This is a genomic window from Leclercia sp. LTM14 (assembly GCF_023736175.1).
Classification (GTDB): Bacteria; Pseudomonadota; Gammaproteobacteria; order Enterobacterales; family Enterobacteriaceae; genus Enterobacter; species Enterobacter barmai.
In genome coordinates this window covers 667,892-691,782 of the sequence record NZ_JAIKTT010000001.1, presented here as the reverse complement: position 1 = coordinate 691,782, position 23,891 = coordinate 667,892, and the positions used below count along the sequence as shown (strand labels likewise).

The 23,891-nt window shown below is 56.1% G+C and carries 20 protein-coding genes and 1 pseudogene; 17 read left to right on the top strand and 4 right to left on the bottom strand.

Going from position 1 to position 23,891, the window contains the following annotated elements; translation table 11 throughout:
* Positions 1–5: 5 nt before the first annotated feature.
* Positions 6–605 carry a 5'-deoxynucleotidase gene (yfbR, locus tag K5I40_RS03235; protein WP_039030971.1) on the bottom strand — a complete coding sequence of 200 codons (600 nt, stop codon included), beginning with the start codon at positions 603–605 and terminating at the stop codon, positions 6–8.
* Positions 606–699: 94 nt separating this feature from the next.
* Complete coding sequence (gene alaA, locus K5I40_RS03230; RefSeq protein WP_138369858.1) at positions 700–1,914, bottom strand: alanine transaminase AlaA; 1,215 nt, start codon at positions 1,912–1,914, stop codon at positions 700–702.
* A gap of 947 nt (positions 1,915–2,861) precedes the next feature.
* On the opposite strand from alaA, the gene lrhA reads away from it, so the two are divergent.
* The 14 genes and pseudogenes from lrhA (at position 2,862) to nuoN (ending at position 19,458) form a co-directional block, all read left to right on the top strand.
* Positions 2,862–3,800: a transcriptional regulator LrhA gene (gene lrhA, locus K5I40_RS03225; RefSeq protein WP_039030973.1), complete on the top strand. Its 939-nt coding sequence runs from the start codon at positions 2,862–2,864 to the stop codon at positions 3,798–3,800.
* A 630-nt stretch (positions 3,801–4,430) separates the two neighbouring features.
* Entirely contained in the window at positions 4,431–4,871 is a 441-nt protein-coding gene (gene nuoA, locus K5I40_RS03220) for an NADH-quinone oxidoreductase subunit NuoA (RefSeq protein ID WP_032612789.1), read from the top strand.
* 15 nt (positions 4,872–4,886) lie between these two features.
* Positions 4,887–5,561: an NADH-quinone oxidoreductase subunit NuoB gene (gene nuoB / locus K5I40_RS03215; RefSeq protein ID WP_003861482.1), complete on the top strand. Its 675-nt coding sequence runs from the start codon at positions 4,887–4,889 to the stop codon at positions 5,559–5,561.
* Between the two features lie 89 nt (positions 5,562–5,650).
* Positions 5,651–7,452: pseudogene (nuoC, locus tag K5I40_RS03210) on the top strand (NADH-quinone oxidoreductase subunit C/D).
* Between the two features lie 2 nt (positions 7,453–7,454).
* Positions 7,455–7,955 (top strand): NADH-quinone oxidoreductase subunit NuoE, encoded by a 501-nt coding sequence (nuoE, locus tag K5I40_RS03205; protein ID WP_119937089.1) that lies wholly within the window; start codon positions 7,455–7,457, stop codon positions 7,953–7,955.
* Positions 7,952–9,289, top strand: a complete 1,338-nt coding sequence (gene nuoF / locus K5I40_RS03200) for an NADH-quinone oxidoreductase subunit NuoF (protein WP_039030975.1) — start codon at positions 7,952–7,954, stop codon at positions 9,287–9,289. Before nuoE ends, nuoF begins: the two co-directional genes overlap by 4 nt.
* Before the next feature lie 55 nt (positions 9,290–9,344).
* Positions 9,345–12,071 (top strand): NADH-quinone oxidoreductase subunit NuoG, encoded by a 2,727-nt coding sequence (gene nuoG, locus K5I40_RS03195; protein WP_138369860.1) that lies wholly within the window; start codon positions 9,345–9,347, stop codon positions 12,069–12,071.
* On the top strand, positions 12,068–13,045 hold the full coding sequence (nuoH, locus tag K5I40_RS03190) for an NADH-quinone oxidoreductase subunit NuoH (protein ID WP_039030977.1): 978 nt from the start codon (positions 12,068–12,070) through the stop codon (positions 13,043–13,045). Before nuoG ends, nuoH begins: the two co-directional genes overlap by 4 nt.
* Positions 13,046–13,059: 14 nt before the next feature.
* Entirely contained in the window at positions 13,060–13,602 is a 543-nt protein-coding gene (gene nuoI / locus K5I40_RS03185; RefSeq protein WP_003861491.1) for an NADH-quinone oxidoreductase subunit NuoI, read from the top strand.
* 11 nt (positions 13,603–13,613) lie between these two features.
* On the top strand, positions 13,614–14,168 hold the full coding sequence (nuoJ, locus tag K5I40_RS03180; protein WP_039030978.1) for an NADH-quinone oxidoreductase subunit J: 555 nt from the start codon (positions 13,614–13,616) through the stop codon (positions 14,166–14,168).
* Complete coding sequence (nuoK, locus tag K5I40_RS03175) at positions 14,165–14,467, top strand: NADH-quinone oxidoreductase subunit NuoK (RefSeq protein ID WP_032612773.1); 303 nt, start codon at positions 14,165–14,167, stop codon at positions 14,465–14,467. Before nuoJ ends, nuoK begins: the two co-directional genes overlap by 4 nt.
* Entirely contained in the window at positions 14,464–16,305 is a 1,842-nt protein-coding gene (nuoL, locus tag K5I40_RS03170; RefSeq protein ID WP_138369861.1) for an NADH-quinone oxidoreductase subunit L, read from the top strand. The genes nuoK and nuoL overlap by 4 nt, the downstream gene beginning before the upstream one ends.
* A gap of 159 nt (positions 16,306–16,464) precedes the next feature.
* Positions 16,465–17,994 (top strand): NADH-quinone oxidoreductase subunit M, encoded by a 1,530-nt coding sequence (gene nuoM / locus K5I40_RS03165; RefSeq protein WP_039030980.1) that lies wholly within the window; start codon positions 16,465–16,467, stop codon positions 17,992–17,994.
* 6 nt (positions 17,995–18,000) lie between these two features.
* The gene (gene nuoN, locus K5I40_RS03160) at positions 18,001–19,458 is read left to right on the top strand and encodes an NADH-quinone oxidoreductase subunit NuoN (RefSeq protein ID WP_039030981.1); all 1,458 of its coding nucleotides are present in this window, start codon (positions 18,001–18,003) and stop codon (positions 19,456–19,458) included.
* A 99-nt stretch (positions 19,459–19,557) separates the two neighbouring features.
* Here the strand turns inward: nuoN and K5I40_RS03155 are convergent, their stop codons facing one another.
* Complete coding sequence (locus K5I40_RS03155; protein ID WP_039030982.1) at positions 19,558–20,562, bottom strand: chemotaxis protein; 1,005 nt, start codon at positions 20,560–20,562, stop codon at positions 19,558–19,560.
* A 66-nt stretch (positions 20,563–20,628) separates the two neighbouring features.
* The gene (gene rnz / locus K5I40_RS03150) at positions 20,629–21,546 is read right to left on the bottom strand and encodes a ribonuclease Z (RefSeq protein ID WP_223073710.1); all 918 of its coding nucleotides are present in this window, start codon (positions 21,544–21,546) and stop codon (positions 20,629–20,631) included.
* A gap of 73 nt (positions 21,547–21,619) precedes the next feature.
* Between rnz and K5I40_RS03145 the strand changes: the two genes are divergently transcribed.
* From K5I40_RS03145 to menF, 3 genes are all read left to right on the top strand, one after another.
* Positions 21,620–22,081: a GNAT family N-acetyltransferase gene (locus K5I40_RS03145; RefSeq protein ID WP_039030984.1), complete on the top strand. Its 462-nt coding sequence runs from the start codon at positions 21,620–21,622 to the stop codon at positions 22,079–22,081.
* 62 nt (positions 22,082–22,143) lie between these two features.
* The gene (gene elaB / locus K5I40_RS03140) at positions 22,144–22,449 is read left to right on the top strand and encodes a stress response protein ElaB (protein WP_039030985.1); all 306 of its coding nucleotides are present in this window, start codon (positions 22,144–22,146) and stop codon (positions 22,447–22,449) included.
* 99 nt (positions 22,450–22,548) lie between these two features.
* Positions 22,549–23,844: an isochorismate synthase MenF gene (gene menF / locus K5I40_RS03135; RefSeq protein WP_223073711.1), complete on the top strand. Its 1,296-nt coding sequence runs from the start codon at positions 22,549–22,551 to the stop codon at positions 23,842–23,844.
* Positions 23,845–23,891: the final 47 nt, after the last annotated feature.

Sequence of the window (23,891 nt, the reverse complement as noted above, 5' to 3'; positions counted from 1 at the left end):
GTAATCTACAGCGGGGAATCCTGGCTGATCTCATCCAGCGACAGCTGGAAGCTCGGGACAAACACCTCCATGAAGTAGTCCATCTCTTCACTGCGTCGCGCCTCGAGCGTCTTTTCAAGCCGGGTTTTCGCCAGCAAAAATTCGTGGTTGCCGGCTGAAAGCTCCTCAAGACATTTCAGGTAGGCGCACAGCGCATCGGCCTGCTTAACGATCCGATGTTCTTCTTCGCTGTAGCTCTGCTCGTCTATCAAGGGCTCAAAGATATCCCGAAGCTCTTCCGGCACCATGTCGACCAGTTTTTGCTGGGCAATTTTTTCAATCGCCTTGTACTCCTGGGCGATCTGCGAATTGAAGTATTTCACCGGGGTGGGCAGATCCCCTGTGAGCACTTCAGAAGCATCGTGGTACATCGCCAGCAGTGCGATCCGTTCGGCATTCACCTGACCGTTGAACTTGCGATTTTTGATGGCGGCCAGCGCGTGGGCGACCATGGCAACCTGCAGGCTGTGTTCGGAAACATTCTCGGTGCGCACGTTGCGCATCAGCGGCCAGCGGTTGATCAGTTTCAGGCGGGAAAGATGGGCGAAGAAATGACTCTGACTCATAAGTTACCTTAATTCTGCACAGCGACAGGTTTCATTGTGAGGGGAGGGGAGGAGAGATGCAAATCGGGCTGCCTGTGGCAGCCCGATGATGGTTTTACTGATGGTATCCGGAGAGGAAGCGCCCGAACCGGCTGATGGCCATTTCCAGCTCATCCTCGCGCGGAAGCGTCACGATACGCACATGGTCCGGCCACGGCCAGTTAAACGCCGTTCCCTGAACCAGCAACACTTTTTCCTGCAGCAGGAAATCGAGCACCATCTTCTGATCGTCAAAGATGTTAAAGCGTTTGATGTCGATTTTCGGGAACATATAGAGCGCGCCGTTTGGCTTGACGCAGGAGACGCCCGGAATATCGTTAATCAGCTCCCACGCGCGCTGGCGCTGCTCATACAGACGCCCGCCCGGCACGATAAATTCGCTGATGCTCTGATAACCGCCCAGCGCCGTCTGGATCGCGTGCTGCGCCGGGACGTTGGCGCAAAGACGCATGGAGGCCAGCATCTCCAGACCTTCGATATAGCCTTTAGCATGTTTCTTCGGCCCGTTCAGCACCATCCAGCCCTGACGGAAACCGGCAACACGATAGGTTTTAGACAGACCGTTAAAGGTGACCGTCAGCAGATCCGGCGCCAGCGCGGCGATGGAGTGGTGCTGCGAAGCGTCGTACAGAATTTTGTCGTAGATCTCGTCCGCGAAGATGATCAGGTTATGCTGGCGGGCCAGCTCGACGATCTCCAGCAGCAGCTCTTTAGAGTAGACGGCGCCGGTCGGGTTGTTCGGGTTGATAATGACGATCCCGCGGGTACGCGGCGTGATTTTGGCGCGAATATCATCCAGATCGGGGAACCAGTCGGAGGATTCATCGCACAGGTAGTGTACCGCTTTACCGCTTGAGAGCGACACAGCCGCGGTCCACAGCGGGTAGTCAGGGGCGGGCACCAGCATTTCGTCGCCGCTGTTCAGCAGGGCCTGCATCGCCTGGACGATCAGCTCGGAAACACCGTTACCGATATAGATATCTTCGACGGTCACATCACGCATGCCACGCGCCTGATAATGCTGCATGATGGCTTTACGCGCTGAATAGAGACCTTTTGAGTCGCAATAACCTTGCGCCGTCGGCAGGTTGCGGATCACATCAACCAGAATTTCATCCGGTGCATCAAAACCAAATGGCGCCGGGTTACCGATATTGAGCTTAAGTACTTTATTACCTTCTTCTTCGAGACGCTTTGCCTCTTTAAGAACCGGGCCACGAATGTCATAACAAACGTTATCTAACTTGCTGGATTTTTCGATGGGTGACATGAATCTTTGACCTTTTACTGTTATTGCGACGTCCTGCCGTGGAAGTCAGCACGAAACAATGTACTCCTCGATTGCCCGATTTTGAAGCATTGGCAGAAGAAGATTTTGAACATTGGTGGCTGTCGACTATGAAATTTTTATCTATTTTTTTAAGCGCAATTCATTTTATCGGGTGAATTTCAGCTTTTGTATGGTTTTTTGTATTGCCTGAGGCGGCCTAAAGTGGATTTTTCGCTGTGAAAAAGCCGCGTGTTGAGCGACTTACGCTGGCAGTGCTACAGTTTCCTCTGGTGATGTTTCGAAAAAGCTGAATGAAACATCCTGGTATTCGCTTTCCTGCCTTTTTATATTAACGTTGCTCATGTGAAATTAATGTTAAGTATTATTAATCATTAAGTCCTGTTTCAATTATTATTTATTTCTGAATAAAGACGAAATCGCAACTTTCGTTAATATTAATAAAATTAGTTTAGTTAGTTATCATTAAGGTTAAATCACAAGAACTGCAATAAGGCTTATAAATAAAAAGGTTTTAGGGTAAGATGTAACCCGGGTTGAGTGATGCCAGATAACAGGCCACCGCAGGCCTTGATGCCTGGACCTTTAATAGTTTATTGTAATTGTTAGAATTATCTCTGCCTTGAGAAGTTAAGCGACACCATTGCTGCTTAACCTGTACTGCGATAAAGTTGACGTTGGAAATGCATCTTCTTTAATGGAATTTACATCATCCGGCAAACATCAATATATCTCGAACGCTTTTGAGAATAAAAATAACGTCAGATAAGTTGTTTCTGACCACTGATATACCCAGCTCAATTACATTTTGCAGGCACACTGCCGGACCGGGACGTCAGAGGATTTTGTTCAGAGGGAACTGTATTACTTTTACGCACACAGCTTAAACCCGGGGCAGCTCCGCACGAGCAACCTGTAAGTGAAAAGATATGATTAATGCAAATCGTCCGATAATGAACCTCGACCTCGATCTGCTGAGAACCTTTGTGGCGGTCGCCGATCTGAACACCTTTGCTGCGGCGGCGGCGGCAGTTTGCCGTACCCAGTCTGCAGTCAGTCAACAAATGCAAAGACTGGAACAACTGGTCGGCAAAGAGCTCTTTGCCCGCCATGGGCGCAACAAGCTGTTGACTGAGCATGGTATTCAGCTGCTGGGTTACGCCAGAAAAATTCTGCGTTTTAATGATGAAGCATGTTCATCATTAATGTTTAGCAACCTGCAGGGTGTCTTAACATTAGGCGCCTCCGATGAGTCAGCCGATACCATTCTGCCGTTTCTGCTCAACCGCATCAGTTCGGTTTATCCGAAACTTGCTCTTGATGTCAGGGTTAAACGCAACGCTTTTATGGTTGATATGCTGCAGGAACAGGAGGTCGATCTGGTGGTGACGACCCATCGTACCAGCCAGTTTGAGTGTCTGACGCTGCGCACCTCTCCGACCCACTGGTACTGTGCCGCCGAGTTTACGCTGCAGCGCGGCGAACCGGTGCCGCTGGTGCTGCTGGACGATCCTAGCCCGTTCCGCGACGTTGTGCTGTCCACGCTCAATGCCGCCAATGTTCCATGGCGACTGGCTTACGTCGCCTCAACGCTGCCTGCCATCCGCGCCGCGGTCAAAGCAGGTCTTGGCGTGACGGCACGTCCTGTTGAGATGATGAGCCCTGATTTACGGGTGCTAGGTAAGGCAGACGGATTGCCTGCGCTGCCGGATACCGAGTACATGCTGTGCCACAACCCGGCCAGCAACAATGAACTCGCGCAGACCATCTTCAACGCCATGGATAATTACCACAACCCCTGGCAGTACAATAATGTTACACCAGAAGGAGGGGATGACTCCCTGGTGATCGAGCGCGATTTCGAGTAAACGAAACCCTCATATTCTGGTAACAATTCGTTGATACTTAAAAGAGCCACTGGCGCGACCCCATCGCACAGTGGTTCTTTTTTTGCATGCGACTGCGTTAGTTTGCCTTAAGTTTTTACTATTCTTCTTTTTTATCAATCTGATAGTAATTAAGCCTTCCTCCGAAAACCCGCTATACTTCTTCTTTCTAATGTCAATGGGCATGTTAAAAAAGCAGCAAAGATGTTGCCGTTTTTTTGATTGAATTAACAAAAGCGTGTCACAGATCAAGAAAATACTCCTCTTTGGGGGGAGGAATCGACGGCAAATCCTGTCAAAATAGGCGGGTAATCTTTGTATTAGTTCATTACGGACACGATTCAACACCCTGACGCAGGAACGCACCTCGCAGTTTTTGAGGGTAAAGGGCATTAAATGTTAATGAAGTTCGATCGATGTAATTTAATGTGAAGAAACTTTTGTTAAAGTTGACAAAAGGTTATAGAAAGGAGTAAAAAACCACATCATTTTGCTGTCTATGTCTCATTTTCGACAGTTAGTGTACGGTTATTTGTTCCTCCCCATGAATCGATGTGATGCCCATCTGCCAGTAAGAGCAGTGTCTCAGGTATCACTTTTGATGAGTAAGCAATGAGTATGTCAACATCCACAGAAGTCATCGCTCATCACTGGGCATTCGCAATCTTTCTTATCGTTGCCATTGGCCTGTGCTGCCTGATGTTAGTCGGCGGCTGGTTCCTGGGCGGTCGCGCCCGCGCAAGGCACAAAAACACGCCATTCGAATCGGGTATCGATTCGGTAGGTACCGCGCGTTTACGCCTGTCTGCCAAGTTCTATCTGGTAGCTATGTTCTTCGTCATTTTCGACGTGGAAGCGCTTTACCTGTTCGCATGGTCGACCTCCATTCGTGAGAGTGGCTGGGTAGGCTTTGTCGAGGCCGCAATTTTCATTTTAGTGTTACTGGCCGGTCTGGTTTATCTGGTGCGTATTGGCGCGCTGGACTGGACACCTGCGCGTTCACGCCGTGAACGTATCAACCCGGAAAACAGTATCTCTAATCGTCAGCAGTAACAGCGAGGCAATAAGATGGATTATACGCTCACCCGCATAGATCCTAACGGTGAGAATGACCGTTACCCCCTGCAAAAGCAGGAGATCGTAACCGACCCCCTGGAGCAAGAAGTCAATAAAAGCGTGTACATGGGCAAGCTCGAGCATGCCATGCACGATATGGTCAACTGGGGTCGTAAGAACTCCATCTGGCCATACAACTTTGGCCTTTCTTGCTGCTACGTTGAAATGGTGACGTCATTCACTGCGGTGCATGACGTTGCGCGTTTTGGTGCAGAAGTACTGCGTGCCTCTCCGCGTCAGGCTGACCTGATGGTGGTTGCGGGTACCTGCTTTACCAAAATGGCACCGGTCATTCAGCGTCTGTACGACCAGATGCTCGAGCCAAAATGGGTTATCTCCATGGGCGCTTGTGCAAATTCTGGCGGCATGTACGACATCTATTCCGTCGTACAAGGTGTAGATAAGTTTATCCCTGTTGACGTTTACATCCCGGGCTGCCCACCGCGTCCAGAAGCCTACATGCAGGCGCTGATGCTGTTGCAGGAGTCGATTGGCAAAGAACGCCGTCCGCTCTCCTGGGTTGTGGGTGACCAGGGCGTGTACCGCGCTAACATGCAGTCTGAGCGCGAGCGTAAACGCGGCGAACGTATTGCAGTGACCAATCTGCGTACACCAGACGAAATTTAATTTGCGCCTGTGGGCATGGAGATAACCTTCGCATATCACTATTCAAATAGCGCGAAGCCACGCCCGACAGTCACCACGGACCTTTTGCAATGGTGAACACTATGACCGACTTAACCGCGCAAGACGCCGCCTGGCAAACACGGGATCATCTTGATGACCCGGTCATCGGCGAACTGCGCAACCGTTTTGGGCCGGATGCCTTTACTGTTCAGGCCACCCGCACCGGGGTACCCGTTGTTTGGGTGAAGCGTGAGCAGTTACTGGAAGTGGTTGATTTCCTAAAGAAACTACCTAAACCTTACGTCATGCTGTTTGACTTACACGGCATGGACGAACGTCTGCGTACCCACCGCCACGGTTTACCCGCGGCGGATTTTTCCGTTTTCTACCACCTGATCTCAATAGACCGCAACACGGATATCATGCTCAAGGTGGCATTGTCTGAAAACGACATGCATCTGCCGACGATCACCAAACTGTTCCCGAACGCCAACTGGTACGAGCGTGAAACCTGGGAAATGTTTGGCATGACCTTCGATGGCCACCCGCACCTGACGCGCATCATGATGCCGCAGACCTGGACCGGCCACCCGCTGCGTAAAGACTATCCGGCGCGCGCACCGAATTCGACCCGTTTGAGCTGACCAAAGCCAAGCAGGATCTGGAGATGGAAGCGCTGACCTTCAAACCGGAAGACTGGGGCATGAAGCGCAGCACCGACAACGAGGACTTCATGTTCCTCAACCTCGGTCCAAACCACCCGTCTGCCCACGGTGCATTCCGTATTATTCTTCAGCTTGATGGCGAAGAGATCGTCGACTGTGTGCCGGATGTGGGTTACCACCACCGTGGCGCAGAGAAGATGGGCGAGCGTCAGTCCTGGCACAGCTACATCCCGTACACCGACCGTATCGAGTACCTCGGCGGCTGCGTGAACGAGATGCCATACGTGCTGGCCGTGGAAAAACTGGCCGGCATCAAGGTGCCAGAACGCGTTGATGTCATCCGCGTCATGCTGTCTGAACTGTTCCGTATCAACAGCCACCTGCTGTATATCTCCACCTTCATTCAGGACGTCGGCGCGATGACCCCGGTCTTCTTCGCCTTTACCGACCGTCAGAAAATCTACGATCTGGTAGAAGCGATTACCGGCTTCCGTATGCACCCGGCCTGGTTCCGTATCGGCGGTGTCGCACACGACCTGCCGCGCGGCTGGGATCGTCTGCTGCGTGAGTTCCTCGACTGGATGCCGAAACGTCTGGCGTCTTACGAGAAAGCCGCACTGCGTAACACCATCCTGATTGGTCGTTCGAAAGGCGTTGCCGCTTATGGCGCGAAAGAGGCGCTGGAGTGGGGCACCACTGGTGCTGGCCTGCGTGCGACCGGTATTGATTTCGACGTGCGTAAAGCTCGTCCTTACTCTGGCTACGAAAACTTCGACTTCGAAATCCCGGTCGGCGGCGGTGTATCCGACTGCTATACCCGCGTGATGCTGAAAGTGGAAGAGCTGCGTCAGAGCCTGCGCATTCTTGAGCAGTGCCTCAACAACATGCCGGAAGGCCCGTTCAAGGCGGATCACCCGCTGACCACGCCGCCACCGAAAGAGCGCACGCTGCAGCATATCGAAACCTTGATCACGCACTTCCTGCAGGTTTCCTGGGGTCCGGTCATGCCGGCCAACGAATCCTTCCAGATGATCGAAGCGACCAAGGGTATCAACAGTTATTACCTGACCAGTGACGGCAGCACCATGAGCTACCGCACCCGTATTCGTACGCCGAGCTTTGCGCACCTGCAGCAGATCCCGGCCGCCATCCGCGGCAGTCTGGTCTCCGACCTGATTGTGTATCTGGGTAGTATCGATTTTGTTATGTCAGATGTGGACCGCTAATTATGCACGAGAATCAACAACCACAAACCGAGGCTTTTGAGCTGAGTGAAGCAGAGCGTGCCGCCATTGAGCACGAGATGCACCACTACGAAGACCCGCGTGCGGCGTCCATTGAAGCGCTGAAAATCGTACAGAAACAGCGTGGTTGGGTGCCGGATGGCGCGATCTATGAGATCGCAAAGGTGCTGGGTATCCCGGCGAGCGACGTCGAAGGCGTGGCAACGTTCTATAGCCAGATCTTCCGCCAGCCGGTCGGTCGCCACGTGATCCGCTACTGCGACAGCGTGGTATGCCATATCACCGGTTATCAGGGCATTCAGGCCGCTATTGAGCAGAAGCTCAATATCAAGCCGGGCCAGACGACCTTTGATGGTCGCTTTACCCTGCTGCCAACCTGCTGCCTGGGCAACTGCGACAAGGGGCCGACCATGATGATTGATGAGGACACTCACAGCCATCTGACGCCGGAAGCCATTCCCGATCTGCTGGAGCAGTACAAATGAAAACTGTAATTCGTACTGCTGAAACTCATCCGCTGACCTGGCGTCTGCGCGATGACAAACAGCCGGTATGGCTTGACGAATACCAGAGCAAAAACGGCTATGAAGGTGCGCGCAAAGCCCTTGGCGGCATGGCTCCGGATGAGATCGTTAATGCGGTTAAAGACGCTGGCCTGAAAGGGCGCGGCGGCGCGGGCTTTTCCACCGGTCTGAAGTGGAGCCTGATGCCAAAAGACGAATCCATGAACATCCGTTACCTGCTGTGTAACGCCGATGAGATGGAGCCGGGCACCTATAAAGACCGTCTGCTGATGGAACAGCTGCCGCACCTGCTGGTGGAAGGCATGCTGATCTCGGCCTTCGCGCTGAAAGCCTACCGTGGCTACATCTTCCTGCGTGGCGAGTACATCGAGGCGGCAGAAAACCTGCGTCGCGCGATTGCCGAAGCCACCGAAGCGGGCCTGCTGGGTAAAAACATTCTGGGCACCGGTTTCGACTTCGAACTGTTCGTGCACACCGGTGCCGGGCGTTATATCTGCGGGGAAGAGACCGCGCTGATTAACTCCCTGGAAGGCCGCCGTGCGAACCCACGTTCCAAGCCACCGTTCCCGGCGAGCTCCGGCGTATGGGGTAAACCGACCTGCGTTAACAACGTCGAAACCCTGTGTAACGTTCCGGCTATCCTCGCTAACGGCGTGGAGTGGTATCAGGGCATCTCTTCAAGCAAAGATGCCGGTACCAAGCTGATGGGCTTCTCCGGTCGCGTGAAAAACCCGGGCGTCTGGGAGCTGCCGTTTGGCACCACCGCACGTGAAATTCTTGAAGACTACGCCGGCGGCATGCGTGATGGCCTCAAATTCAAAGCCTGGCAGCCAGGCGGGGCAGGGACCGACTTCCTGACCGAAGCGCACCTCGATCTGCCGATGGAGTTCGAAAGCATTGGTAAAGCAGGCAGCCGTCTGGGTACGGCGCTGGCGATGGCCGTCGACCACGAGATCGGCATGGTACCGCTGGTGCGTAACCTGGAAGAGTTCTTCGCCCGCGAGTCCTGCGGCTGGTGTACACCGTGCCGTGATGGTCTGCCGTGGAGCGTGAAGATCCTGCGCGCAATCGAGCGTGGCGAAGGCCAGCCTGGTGATATCGAGACACTTGAGCAACTGTGTCGATTCCTGGGCCCAGGTAAAACCTTCTGTGCGCATGCGCCAGGTGCGGTTGAGCCACTGCAGAGCGCGATTAAATATTTCCGCGAAGAATTCGAAGCAGGCATCAAGCAGCCGTTCAGCAATACCCATTCAATCAATGGTATTCAGCCGAACCTGCTGAAAGCGCGCTGGTAAAAACAGAATTTTGATTAACGCTCGAAGCTAATTCGAGCCAACTGGAAGCATGCTAATGGCTACGATTCATGTAGACGGCAAAGAATACGAGGTGAACGGGGCGGACAACCTGCTACAGGCATGTCTCTCTCTGGGCCTTGATATTCCGTATTTTTGCTGGCATCCGGCGCTGGGGAGCGTCGGTGCTTGCCGCCAGTGTGCGGTGAAGCAATATCAAAACGCGGAAGACACGCGTGGTCGCCTGGTGATGTCCTGTATGACGCCAGCCACCGAAGGAACCTTTATTTCCATCGACGACGCGGAAGCAAAACAGTTCCGTGAAAGCGTGGTGGAGTGGTTGATGACCAACCACCCGCACGATTGTCCGGTCTGTGAAGAGGGCGGTAACTGCCACCTTCAGGATATGACCGTGATGACCGGTCACAGCTTCCGTCGCTATCGCTTTACCAAGCGTACCCACCGTAACCAGGATCTGGGGCCGTTCATCTCTCACGAAATGAACCGCTGCATCGCCTGCTACCGCTGCGTGCGTTACTACAAAGACTACGCTGACGGCGAAGATCTGGGCGTGTATGGCGCACATGACAACGTCTACTTCGGTCGTCCGGAAGATGGCACCCTGGAAAGCGAATTCTCCGGTAACCTGGTCGAAATCTGTCCGACCGGCGTCTTCACCGACAAAACGCACTCCGAGCGTTACAACCGTAAGTGGGACATGCAGTTTGCGCCAAGCATCTGCCAGCAGTGCTCCCTTGGCTGTAACACCAGCCCGGGTGAACGTTACGGCGAACTGCGTCGTATCGAAAACCGTTACAACGGTACCGTTAACCACTACTTCCTCTGCGACCGCGGTCGTTTTGGCTATGGCTATGTGAACCTGAAAGACCGTCCGCGTCAGCCGGTTCAGCGTCGTGGCGACGACTTCATCACCCTGAACGCCGAGCAGGCGATGCAGGGCGCAGCCGATATTCTGCGTCAGTCGAAGAAAGTGATCGGTATCGGCTCCCCGCGCGCCAGCATCGAAAGCAACTTCGCGCTGCGTGAACTGGTGGGAGCGAATAACTTCTACACCGGTATCGCCGAAGGCGAGCAGGAACGTCTGCAGCTGGTGCTGAAAGTGCTGCGCGAAGGCGGGATCCATACCCCGGCGCTGCGCGAAATCGAATCTTACGATGCGGTTCTGGTGCTGGGCGAAGATTTAACCCAGACCGGCGCTCGCGCTGCCCTGGCGGTTCGCCAGGCGGTGAAAGGTAAAGCACGTGAAATGGCAGCGGCGCAGAAAGTGGCTGACTGGCAGATTGCGGCGATCCTCAACATCGGTCAGCGCGCCAAGCATCCTCTGTTTGTGACCAACGTCGATGACACCCGTCTGGATGATATCGCAGCATGGACCTACCGTGCGCCGGTTGAAGATCAGGCCCGCCTTGGCTTTGCGATTGCCCACGCGCTGGATAACAGTGCTCCGGCCGTTGAAGGTCTGGATCGCGATCTGCAGAACAAGATCGATGTGATCGTGCAGGCTCTGGCCGGTGCGAAAAAACCGCTGATCGTTTCCGGTACTAACGCCGGTAGCGCAGAGATCATTGAAGCCGCTGCAAACGTTGCCAAAGCCCTGAAGGGCCGCGGTGCGGACGTTGGCGTGACCATGATTGCCCGTGCGGTAAACAGCATCGGTCTGGGCATGATCGGCGGCGGCTCTCTGGAAGCGGCGTTAAGCGAACTGGAATCCGGTTCCGCTGACGCCGTTGTGGTGCTGGAAAACGACCTGCATCGCCATGCTTCTGCGGCGCGTGTTGACGCTGCGCTGGCAAAAGCGCCGCTGGTGATGGTTATCGACCATCAGCGCACCGCGATCATGGACAAAGCGCATCTGGTGCTCTCTGCGGCAAGCTTCGCAGAAAGCGACGGTACCGTTATCAACAACGAAGGCCGTGCCCAGCGCTTCTTCCAGGTTTATGACCCGGCGTACTACGACAGCAGCATTGTGATGCTGGAGAGCTGGCGCTGGCTGCACTCCCTGCACAGCACCGTGCTGAGCCGCGAAGTGGACTGGACCCAGCTCGACCACGTGATCGACGCTGCCGTCGCCGCACTGCCGCAGCTGGCAGGCATTAAAGATGCCGCGCCGGAAGCGAGCTTCCGTATTCGCGGTCAGAAACTGGCGCGTGAACCGCACCGCTACAGTGGCCGTACCGCAATGCGCGCCAACATCAGCGTGCACGAACCGCGCCAGCCGCAGGACAAAGACACCATGTTCGCCTTCTCTATGGAAGGGAACAACCAGCCGTCTGCACCGCGTTCGCAGATCCCGTTCGCATGGGCACCAGGCTGGAACTCCCCGCAGGCATGGAACAAGTTCCAGGCGGAAGTGGGCGGTTCTCTGCGCCACGGCGATCCGGGCGTGCGCCTGATCGAAGCGTCTGAAACCGGTCTCGAGTTCTTCTCTACCGTTCCGGCAAGTTTCCAGGCCGAAGAGGGCAACTGGCGTATTGCGCCGTACTACCATCTGTTCGGTAGCGACGAAATGTCCCAGCGTTCCCCGGTCTTCCAGACCCGTATGCCGCAGCCGTACATCAAGCTCAACCCGGCGGATGCCGCGAAGCTTGGCGTTAACGCGGGCGCGAACATCAGCTTTAGCTACGAAGGCCAGACAATCAGCCTGCCGCTGATTCTCTCTGAAGGTCTGACGGCGGGGCAGGTGGGTCTGCCGATGGGTATGCCTGGCATCGCGCCGGTCCTGGCGGGTGCACGTCTTGATAACCTGCAGGAGGCAAAAGCATGAGTTGGTTAACGCCCGATCTTATCGACATCCTGCTGAGCATCCTGAAAGCGGTTGTTATTCTGCTGGTGGTCGTCACCTGCGGCGCGTTCATGAGCTTTGGTGAACGTCGTCTGCTCGGTCTGTTCCAGAACCGTTACGGACCGAACCGCGTGGGCTGGGGTGGTTCACTCCAGCTGGTCGCGGACATGATCAAGATGTTCTTTAAAGAGGACTGGATCCCGCGCTTCTCGGATCGCGTGATCTTTACTCTGGCACCGATGATCGCCTTTACCTCGCTGCTGCTGGCGTTTGCTATCGTTCCGGTGAGCCCGACCTGGGTTGTGGCTGACCTGAACATCGGGATCCTCTTCTTCCTGATGATGGCAGGCCTCGCGGTGTACGCGGTGCTGTTCGCGGGCTGGTCCAGTAACAACAAATACTCCCTGCTGGGTGCGATGCGTGCTTCCGCGCAGACGCTGAGCTACGAAGTGTTCCTGGGTCTCTCCCTGATGGGCGTGGTGGCGCAGGCCGGTTCATTCAACATGACCGACATCGTCAACAACCAGGCCGACATCTGGAACGTCATTCCGCAGTTCTTTGGTTTTGTCACCTTTGCTATCGCCGGTGTGGCGGTGTGTCACCGTCACCCGTTTGACCAGCCAGAAGCTGAGCAGGAACTGGCCGATGGTTACCACATTGAATATTCCGGTATGAAGTTCGGTCTGTTCTTCGTGGGCGAGTACATCGGTATCGTCACCATTTCCGCGCTGATGGTAACGCTGTTCTTTGGTGGCTGGCATGGCCCGTTCTTACCGCCGTTCATCTGGTTCGCGCTGAAAACCGCGTTCTTCATGATGATGTTCATTTTGATTCGCGCAGCATTACCGCGTCCGCGTTATGACCAGGTAATGTCCTTCGGCTGGAAAGTGTGCCTGCCGCTGACGCTCGTCAACTTGTTGGTAACGGCGGCTGTCATTCTCTGGCAGCAGCCATAAGGGGCTTTGAGATCATGACCTTGAAAGAATTATTGGTAGGCTTTGGCACCCAGGTACGTAGTATCTGGATGATCGGCCTGCACGCGTTTGCAAAACGCGAAACCCGGATGTACCCGGAAGAGCCGGTATATCTGCCGCCGCGCTACCGTGGCCGTATCGTGCTGACGCGCGATCCAGACGGTTCGGAGCGCTGCGTTGCCTGTAACCTGTGTGCGGTAGCCTGTCCGGTAGGCTGTATCTCTTTGCAGAAAGCAGAGACGGTAGACGGTCGCTGGTATCCGGAGTTCTTCCGCATCAACTTCTCACGCTGCATCTTCTGCGGTCTGTGTGAAGAAGCGTGCCCGACCACGGCGATTCAGTTGACCCCGGATTTCGAACTGGGCGAATACAAGCGTCAGGACCTGGTGTACGAGAAAGAGGATCTGCTGATTTCCGGTCCGGGCAAATACCCGGAATATAACTTCTACCGGATGGCGGGTATGGCAATCGACGGCAAAGATAAGGGCGAAGCAGAGAACGAAGCCAAGCCTATCGACGTCAAGAGCCTGTTACCGTAAGGAGAGGGGCAATGGAATTCGCTTTTTATATCTGTGGCCTGATCGCCATCCTGGCTACGCTGCGAGTGATTACGCACACCAACCCGGTGCATGCGCTGCTCTATTTAATCATTTCGCTGCTGGCTATTTCCGGGGTGTTCTTTGCGCTGGGCGCACACTTTGCCGGTGCGCTTGAAATCATCGTTTACGCCGGGGCCATCATGGTTCTGTTCGTCTTCGTGGTGATGATGCTGAACCTGGGCGGGTCTGAAATTGAGCAGGAACGTCAGTGGCTGAAGCCGCAGGTGTGGATTGGTCCGGCAATTCTGTCGGCCATCATGCTGGCGGTGATCGTTTACGCCATTCTGGGTGTTAACGACCAGGGTATCGACGGGACGCCAATCAGCGCCAAAGCTGTGGGTATCTCCCTGTTTGGTCCTTACGTTCTGGCGGTTGAACTGGCCTCCATGCTGCTGCTGGCAGGTCTGGTCGTCGCTTTCCACGTGGGTCGCGAAGAGCGCATGGGTGAAGTGCTGAGCAACCGCAAGGACGACAGCGCGCAAAGAAAAACGGAGGATCGCGCATGATCCCTTTACAACACGGACTGATCCTCGCCGCGATTTTATTCGTGCTGGGCTTAACCGGTCTGGTTATCCGCCGCAATCTGCTCTTTATGCTGATTGGCCTGGAGATCATGATCAACGCTGCCGCGCTGGCCTTTGTGGTTGCCGGTAGCTACTGGGGCCAGACCGATGGTCAGGTGATGTACATTCTCGCCATCAGCCTCGCGGCTGCGGAAGCGAGTATTGGCCTGGCGCTGTTGCTGCAGCTCCATCGTCGCCGCCAGAACCTGAACATCGATTCAGTAAGTGAGTTGCGTGGATGAACATGCTTGCCTTAACCATTATTTTTCCGCTGATCGGCTTTTTGCTGCTGGCGTTTTCTCGAGGCCGCTGGTCTGAGAATCTCTCCGCTACCGTCGGTATCGGCTCCATCGGCCTTGCGGCGCTGGTGACCGCGTATGCGGGGATCGACTTCTTAAATAGCGGACGTGAGCCTTTCAGCGTTCCGCTGTGGACCTGGATGTCAGTCGGTGATTTCAACATCGGTTTCAACCTGGTGCTGGATGGTCTCTCGCTGACCATGCTCTCCGTGGTGACCGGCGTGGGCTTCCTGATCCACATGTTCGCCTCCTGGTATATGCGCGGTGAAGAGGGTTACTCCCGCTTCTTCGCCTACACCAACCTGTTTATCGCCAGCATGGTGGTTCTGGTGCTGGCCGATAACCTGCTGCTGATGTATCTCGGCTGGGAAGGCGTGGGTCTGTGCTCTTATCTGCTGATCGGTTTCTACTACACCGATCCGAAGAATGGCGCAGCGGCAATGAAAGCGTTTGTCGTGACCCGCGTGGGTGACGTCTTCCTCGCCTTCGCCCTGTTCATTCTTTACAACGAGCTGGGCACGCTGAACTTCCGCGAAATGGTGGAACTGGCGCCGGCGCACTTCGAAGCAGGCAACAACATGCTGTGGTGGGCAACGCTGATGCTGCTCGGTGGTGCTGTGGGTAAATCCGCACAGCTGCCGTTGCAGACCTGGCTTGCCGACGCGATGGCGGGTCCAACCCCTGTCTCCGCGCTGATCCACGCCGCGACCATGGTGACCGCCGGTGTTTACCTGATTGCGCGTACCCACGGCCTGTTCCTGATGACGCCGGAAATCCTGCATCTGGTGGGTATCGTCGGTGCGGTTACCCTGGTGCTGGCAGGCTTTGCCGCGCTGGTTCAGACCGACATCAAACGCGTTCTCGCTTACTCCACCATGAGCCAGATTGGTTACATGTTCCTGGCGCTGGGCGTTCAGGCCTGGGATGCGGCGATTTTCCACCTGATGACGCACGCGTTCTTTAAAGCGCTGCTGTTCCTCTCGTCCGGTTCGGTGATCCTGGCCTGCCACCACGAGCAGAACATCTTCAAGATGGGCGGTCTGCGCAAGTCCATTCCGCTGGTTTACGTCTGCTTCCTGGTGGGCGGCGCGGCGCTGGCGGCACTTCCGCTTATCACCGCGGGCTTCTTCAGTAAGGACGAAATCCTTGCGGGTGCCATGGCGAATGGTCATATCAATCTGATGGTTGCGGGTCTGGTCGGTGCATTCATGACCTCTCTGTACACCTTCCGTATGATTTTCATCGTCTTCCACGGTAAAGAACAAATTCACGCTCACGCAGGGAAGGGGATCACCCACCACCTGCCGCTGATTGTGCTGCTGGTCCTGTCCACCTTCGTTGGCGCGATGATTGTGCCACCGCTGCAGGGCGTACTGCCGGCAACAACCGAGCTTGAGCACGGTCGCGTTCTGACGCTTGAAATCACCTCCGGTGTGGTCGCTATCGCGGGCATCCTGATTGCAGCATGGCTGTGGCTGGGCAAACGTACCCTGGTCACTGCGGTTGCCAACAGTGCGCCGGGCCGTCTGCTGGGCACCTGGTGGTACAACGCGTGGGGCTTCGACTGGCTGTACGACATGATCTTCGTGAAACCGTTCCTCGGCATTGCGTGGCTTATCAAGCGCGATCCGCTGAACAGCATGATGAACATCCCGGCGATCCTTTCCCGCTTTGCAGGTAAAGGCCTGCTGTTCAGCGAGAACGGCTATCTGCGCTGGTATGTGGCGTCCATGAGCATCGGTGCGGTTGTCGTGCTGGCGCTGCTGATGGTGTTGCGATAGTGGTTTTGCCCGGTGGCGCTGCGCTTACCGGGCCTACGAGACCGTAGGTCGGGTAAGCGTGAGCGCCACCCGACACCACAAACCGCACTAACGCGTGAATTTTGTCGAATTCGTTGAAAATCGGTCCCTTCGGGACTTTAAAAAGGAATGCAAATCGCCATGTTACTACCCTGGCTAATATTAATTCCCTTTATCGGTGGGTTCCTGTGCTGGCAGACCGAACGCTTTGGCGTGAAGATGCCGCGCTGGATTGCGCTGATCACCATGGGATTGACGCTCGCGCTTGGCCTGCAACTCTGGTTGCAGGGCGGCTATTCACTCACCCAGTCTGCGGGCATCCCGCAGTGGCAGTCTGAATTCATTCTGCCGTGGATCCCACGTTTTGGTATTACGATCCATCTGGCGATTGATGGTCTGTCGCTGCTGATGGTGGTGCTGACCGGTCTGCTCGGCGTTCTGGCGGTGCTGTGCTCCTGGCGAGAAATCGAAAAATACCAGGGCTTCTTCCACCTGAACCTGATGTGGATCCTGGGCGGCGTGATCGGCGTGTTCCTTGCCATCGACATGTTCCTGTTCTTCTTCTTCTGGGAGATGATGCTGGTGCCGATGTACTTCCTGATCGCGCTGTGGGGCCATAAGGCGTCCGACGGTAAAACGCGTATCACGGCGGCAACCAAGTTCTTCATCTATACCCAGGCGAGTGGTCTGGTAATGCTGATTGCTATCCTGGCGCTGGTGTTCGTGCACTACAACGCGACCGGCGTCTGGACCTTCAACTATCAGGACCTGCTGAAGACCCCGATGTCCCACGGCGTGGAATATCTGCTGATGCTGGGCTTCTTTATCGCGTTTGCGGTGAAAATGCCGGTGGTTCCGCTGCACGGCTGGCTGCCGGATGCGCACTCCCAGGCACCAACGGCGGGTTCCGTTGACCTGGCAGGCATCCTGCTGAAAACCGCGGCCTACGGCCTGCTGCGTTTCGCGCTGCCGCTGTTCCCGAATGCCTCCGCAGAGTTTGCGCCGATTGCCATGTGGCTCGGTGTGATCGGTATCTTCTACGGTGCCTGGATGGCCTTCACGCAGTACGACATCAAGCGTCTGATTGCTTACACCTCCGTTTCCCACATGGGCTTCGTGCTGATTGCTATCTACACCGGCAGCCAGCTGGCGTACCAGGGCGCGGTCATCCAGATGATTGCTCACGGTCTGTCCGCAGCCGGTCTCTTCATCCTGTGTGGTCAGCTGTACGAACGTCTGCACACCCGTGACATGCGTCAGATGGGCGGCCTGTGGGGCAAGATGAAGTGGCTGCCAGCGATGTCGATGTTCTTCGCGGTGGCGACGCTGGGGATGCCGGGTACCGGTAACTTCGTCGGCGAATTCATGATCCTGTTCGGCAGCTTCAAAGTGGTTCCGGTGATCACCGTCATCTCTACCTTCGGTCTGGTGTTCGCTTCGGTTTACTCGCTGGCGATGCTGCACCGCGCTTACTTCGGTAAAGCGAAGAGTGAAATCGCTGCTAAAGAACTGCCGGGGATGTCGCTGCGCGAGCTGTTCATCATCCTGCTGCTGGTCGTACTGCTGGTGCTGCTGGGCTTCTTCCCTCAGCCGATTCTGGATACCTCGCACTCCGCGATGGGTAATATCCAGCAGTGGTTTGTTAATTCTGCTTCTACTACAAGGCCGTAAATCGCCATGACAATAACTCCACAACAACTGATTGCGCTGCTACCGCTGCTGATCGTCGGATTGACGGTGGTGGTTGTGATGCTCTCCATTGCGTGGCGACGCAATCACTTCCTGAATGCCACGCTGGCGGTTCTGGGTCTGAACGCTGCGTTAGTCTCCCTCTGGTTTGTTGGCCAGGCGGGGGCGATGGACGTCACGCCGCTGATGCGCGTTGACGGCTTCGCTATGCTCTACACCGGGCTGGTGCTGTTAGCCAGCCTGGCGACCTGTACCTTTGCTTACCCGTGGCTGGAAGGCTACAACGACAACAAAGAAGAGTTTTACCTGCTGGTTCTGATTGCTGCCCTTGGCGGTATTCTGCTGGCCAATGCCAACCATCTGGCGGCGCTGTTCCTCGGCATCGAGCTGATCTCTCTGCCGCTGTTCGGCCTGATTGGTTACGCCTTCCGCCAGAAGCGCTCTCTGGAAGCGAGTATCAAGTATACGATCCTGTCTGCTGCTGCTTCGTCCTTCCTGCTGTTTGGTATTGCGCTGATCTACGCTCAGTCCGGTAACCTCTCTTTCGAAGCGCTCGGCAAGAGCCTCGGCGATGGCATGCTGCACGAGCCGCTGCTGCTGGCGGGTCTGGGCATGATGATCGTTGGCCTCGGATTTAAACTCTCTCTGGTTCCGTTCCACCTGTGGACGCCAGACGTTTACCAGGGTGCTCCGGCGCCGGTATCCACCTTCCTGGCGACGGCGAGCAAAATCGCTATCTTCGGCGTGGTGATGCGTCTGTTCCTCTACGCACCGGTTGGCGAGAGTGAAGCGGTTCGCGTGGTGCTGGGCATTATCGCCTTCGTCTCCATCATCTTCGGTAACCTGATGGCGCTGAGCCAGACCAACATCAAGCGTCTGCTGGGCTACTCCTCCATCTCCCATCTGGGCTATCTGATGGTGGCGCTGATTGCTCTGCAGAGCGGCCAGATGTCCATGGAGACCGTCGGTGTCTACCTGGCCGGTTACCTGTTCAGCAGCCTCGGCGCGTTCGGCGTGGTGAGCCTGATGTCCAGCCCGTACCGTGGCCCGGATGCAGATTCCCTGTTCTCCTACCGTGGTCTGTTCTGGCACCGTCCGATCCTCTCTGCGGTGATGACGGTGATGATGCTCTCTCTGGCGGGTATCCCGATGACGCTGGGCTTTATCGGTAAGTTCTACGTGCTGGCAGTGGGTGTGCAGGCGGGTCTGTGGTGGCTGACGGCGGGTGTCGTTATCGGCTCCGCGATTGGTCTCTACTACTACCTGCGCGTTGCCGTGAGCCTGTACCTGAGCGCGCCTTCGCAGCTCAACCGCGATGCGCCGGGCAACTGGCAGTACAGCGCCGGCGGTATTGTGGTGCTGATCTCCGCGCTGCTGGTACTGATCTTCGGTATCTATCCGCAGCCGCTGATCACCATCGTGCAGCACGCGATGCCATTAATGTAAAAGCAAAACCCGCCTCGGCGGGTTTTTTTATTGCCGGGTGGCGCTGCGCTTACCCGGCCTACAAGACCGTAGGCCCGTGCAAGCGAAGCGCCGCCGGGCTTAAGCCAGCTGCTTACGGCTAATCAACGGCCCGTCGATTTTCTTCGTCGCCCGCTCCAGCACCTCTTCAATCACCGACGACAGCTCGTTCAGCTCGAACTTTGCCACGTAGCCGTCAGCTTTCACCTTGCGGATGTGGTCTTCGTTGGCATTGCCGGAAAGCGAGGAGTGGATCACCACCGGAATGTCCTTCAGGATGGCGTCGGTTTTGATCTTGCGCGTCAGGGTAAAACCGTCCATCTCCGGCATCTCGAGGTCGGTGAGCACCAGCGCGATCTTATCGGTGATCGGCACCCCTTCTGCCTGCGCCTGCGCCGACAGCACGCCAATTTTCTCCCACGCCTCTTTGCCGGTAATGTGCATCAGCGCCGGGATCTCCATCGCCTGCAGCCCTTTTTCCAGCATTGAGCGCGCCACTTTAGAATCTTCCGCCACAATTGCCACCGCACCTGGCTTGATATTGAATTTGGTGGTTTTCAGATCGGTCGCATGCAGGTCGTGGTTGGCCGGGGTGATGTCATAGAGGATCTGCTCCACGTCCAGCACCATCGCCAGATCGTTGGTATCGGTCTTCTCGTCCAGGCAGGCAATGCTGGTGATATAGCGTCCGCTGACGGCGGTTTCCGCCGCATGCACCTGCTTCCAGTCCAGTCGCATGATGTTCTCAACCGACTCCACGGCAAAGGCCTGGACGCTACGGGCGTACTCGGTGATCAGCAGAATGTTAAGGCCGGTGGTGGGCTTGCAGCCTGCCACCGCGGCCAGATCGATAACCGGGATCACCTGATCGCGAATATTAACCATACCCATCAGCGGCGACTTCATCCCCGCCGGTTTGGTGAATGCTGGCATGGGCACAATCTCGCGAAGCTTAAAGACGTTGATGCCGAACAGCTCAGATTTGTTTTCATTCAACGAGGTGCCCAGACGAAACAGCAGCAGCTCAAAACGGTTCGACAGGGTAAGATTTGCCCTGTCATCAATGTCTTTCTGGAAGTTATCCATGTTTGCCCCTAAGTGAAAAATACCTGCCTGGTTTGGTTATCGGCAGTTTCGGGGAAAACCAGAGCATTAAACGCGCACTGTAGCAAAATCTTCCGCGAGCCGGGTGTCGGCAAACACGGTGCGGCACTCGGCCAGCAGCATGGCGCAGCCTTCGGCGTCATAGCGGGAGCTGACGTGGGTGACGATCAGTTTTTTTACCTGCGCATCCCGGGCAAGCATGGCCGCCTGACGCGTCGAGCTGTGGCCGCGGCTGTTGGCCTTCTCCTCCATCGCACTCTCAAGGGTGGCCTCATGCACCAGCAGATCAACCCCGCTTGCCAGCGCAAGGGCGTTCTCGCAGGGGGCGGTATCGCCAAAGATCGCCAGCTTTTTACCGGGGCGGGGCGGGGAGAGATAGTCGGCGCCGTTGATCGTCCGGCCATCTGCCAGGGTCACGCTTTCACCGCGTTTCAGCTGCTGGAACAGCGGGCCGAAGGGCACGCCAGCCGCAACGAGCGCCGCGCCATCCAGCGCGCCGGGTTTATCGCACTCCTCAATGCGAAAGCCGTAACACTCTACGGGGTGATTGAGCGCCGCGGCGGTCACGGTATAGGCATCATCACTGAACACCACTCCCGGTTTGATCTCAATAATCTCGAGGGGATAGTCAGTCCACGAGCCGCTGATCCGCAGGCTGGTTTCGACAAACTCCCGGATACCGGGCGGGCCGTAAATGGTCAGCGGGTGAATATTGCCCGCCATTGAGCGGCTACACAGCAGCCCCGGCAGGCCAAAAAGGTGGTCGCCGTGCAGGTGGGTAATGAAGATTTTATTCAGCTTGCCGGGATGGGCGGCGGTGCGCAGCAGCTGATGCTGCGTGCCTTCGCCGCAGTCAAACATCCACAGTTCGCTGCGGGTGGGGTGCTGTAGATCCAGCACCAGGGATGTGACGTTGCGCGTACGGGTCGGCACGCCAGCGGATGTTCCTAAAAAAAGCAGCTCCATAATGCACTAAGCCTCTGCGCCGGGGACGAAAAGTCATTAGTATAACGGCTACCTATACGATAAGGAGACCTCCATGATCCAGTGGCAAGATCTGCACCATAGCGAGCTGACCGTTCCTGCGCTTTACGCCTTACTTCAACTGCGCTGCGAGGTGTTTGTGGTAGAACAAACCTGCCCTTATCAGGACATTGACGGCGACGATCTGGTGGGAGAGAACCGCCACATCCTCGGCTGGAGAGATAACCAGCTGGTGGCGTATGCGAGGATTCTGAAAAGCGACGATGATTTTTCCCCGGTTGTGATTGGCCGCGTCATTATCAGCCCCCTGGCGCGGGGCGAAAAGCTCGGCTACGCCCTGATGGAGCAAACGCTTCGCTCCTGTCAAAACCACTGGCCGAACAAGGCCTTATACCTGGGGGCACAGGCCCATCTGCAGGCGTTTTACGGCCATTTTGGTTTTATCCCGGTGACCGAAATTTACGATGAAGACGGCATACCGCATGTCGGGATGGCGAAAGAGGAACAACAAGCGTAACAGGCGGAATTGGCAGGCATTGTCTATAGTTATCGAACTGATGCAACCACATGGAGAACACTATGTCTTTTCAATCATCGGATAACCATGTTGATGACGATCTGACCCTGCTGAGTGAAACCCTGGAAGAGGTCTTACGCTCTTCCGGCGATCCGGCCGATCAGAAATACGTTGAGCTTAAAGCGCGTGCTGAGCAGGCTCTGCATGATGTGAAAACGCGCGTTGGCCATGCGTCCGATCAATACTATTACAGGGCCAAAAAAGCGGTCTACCGTGCGGATGATTATGTCCGTGAAAAACCATGGCAGGGGATTGGCGTAGGCGCCGCCGCTGGTCTGGTGTTGGGTATTCTGCTCGCCCGCCGTTAACGACACAGCACGAAGGCTTCTCCCTGCCAAATCGGGGGTACTGCATTTTCTTATAAGTACCCCTTATAATGTGAGGTTTTTGAGCTGGGAGAAGTTCGCGTGCACTCGATTTCCACCGCGCTGGAAGGTCTTTGCCATCAGTTAGCTGCTGATTTTCCCGAGGCGCCTGGCCTGCATTGTCTCGATGTCTCCTTTCCCCTGAATGATGCGTTCGACCCGCTCGGCTGGCTGAATGCCCAGCAACTCTACCCGCAGTTCTACTGGCAGCAGCGCAATGGCGATGAAGAGTACGCCGCGCTGGGGGCGATAAAGCATTTCCCCTCGTTATCCGCTGCCCGTCAATTTTTGCACTTGTATCCGCACGCGCCCGATCTTCGGGTGGTTGGCGTTAACGCGTTCGATCCAGCCCAGGGCAGCCTGTTCCTGCCGCGTCTGCTGTGGCAGCGCTTCGGCGGAACCGCCACGTTGCGCCTGGTGCTCTGGAGCGACACTTCGTTAAAAACCGAGGCCATCCGCGCGCGGGAGTTTGTACGTTCCCTGGCGGACAGCCAGCCGGTTGCCCCGGTGACGCAGACGGTGGTGAGCGAAACCCATCAGCCTGACAAAGCAGGCTGGCTGCAGTTAATCACCCGGGCGACAGACGCCATCGCCCGGGGGGAATTCGATAAAGTGGTGCTGGCCCGGGCCACGGATCTGCAGTTTAACCAGCCGGTAAACCCTGCCGCGCTGATGGCGGCCAGCCGCCAGGTCAACTTCCAGTGCTATCACTTCCTGATGCGCAGCGATGCCAGCCAGGCGTTTCTCGGATCCTCACCGGAACGGCTGTGGCGGCGGCGTGACGTGCTGCTGCGCACCGAGGCGCTGGCCGGGACCGTTGCCAGCCATCCTGACGATGCCAGGGCCGCCCGCCTGGGGAACTGGCTGATGAACGACGATAAAAACCAGCGTGAAAACATGCTGGTGGTGGAGGACATCTGTCAGCGTCTGCAGCGTGATAACGGGGTGCTTGACGTGCTTCCGCCGCAAATCGTGCGGTTGCGTAAGGTTCAACATTTACGCCGCTGCATCTGGACCACGCTGCAACAGCCGGACGATGAGCAGTGCCTGCTGCGCCTGCAACCCACGGCGGCAGTGGCCGGTTTGCCGCGCCAGGCGGCGTGGGAGTTCATCGCCCGCAATGAACCCTTCGACCGGGAGTGGTATGCCGGTTCTGCGGGTTATCTCTCGTTGGCGCAAAGCGAGTTCTGCGTGGCGCTGCGTTCGGCCAGGGTGCAGGAGAACGCCGTTCGCCTGTATGCCGGGGCAGGGATCGTGAGCGGTTCCGACCCTGAACAGGAGTGGCAGGAGATTGAAAATAAAGCCGCCGGACTGCGCACTCTGCTCCTAAAGGATTAATACTGAGTCGTACATTCCCGATTCATATCAAAATTACATCTTTCTCT